Source organism: Escherichia sp. KCJ4928 (assembly GCF_004352695.1).
Classification (GTDB): domain Bacteria; phylum Pseudomonadota; class Gammaproteobacteria; order Enterobacterales; family Enterobacteriaceae; genus ECMA0423.
Genome location: NZ_SJWV01000637.1, coordinates 1 through 393 on the forward strand (window position 1 = coordinate 1; position 393 = coordinate 393).

Consider the following 393-nt stretch of genomic DNA (forward strand, 5'->3'; position numbering starts at 1 on the left):
CTGATGTGAAGCCACTGGCCGGGGTCAGGTCAACATCCAGTGCTGTAGTGAACATGTCGTTGTGCCAGGAGACACCGGCAGTCACCTGCGGGCGGATCCTGAAAGTTTCAGTGACACCGTTCACTTCTTTTGTCTCAATACTGCGGGGGAGCAGGTTTTGTGCGACCAGACCCAGTGTCCAGTTGTCATCCAGGTCCATGCTGGCCCCGATATCAGCGTTAATGCCGTTTCTGGTGTTGTGGTAACGGTCGCCTTTGAAAGCGCTACTGTCGTAATTTTTAACCAGCACGTTGTAGTTAAACAGGTCAACACGCTGGAATTTTGGTGTGAAGCCCAGAGACCACTTTTGTCCGGCCGTTTCCAGTTCAGTAGCCAGAGCAATACCCACATCGG

General features: G+C 52.7%; 1 protein-coding gene. It reads right to left on the bottom strand.

Going from position 1 to position 393, the window contains the following annotated elements:
* Positions 1–393 (bottom strand): conjugal transfer protein TraF (gene traF / locus E0D98_RS26005; protein WP_165941083.1); only part of this gene is annotated, 393 nt, incomplete at both ends.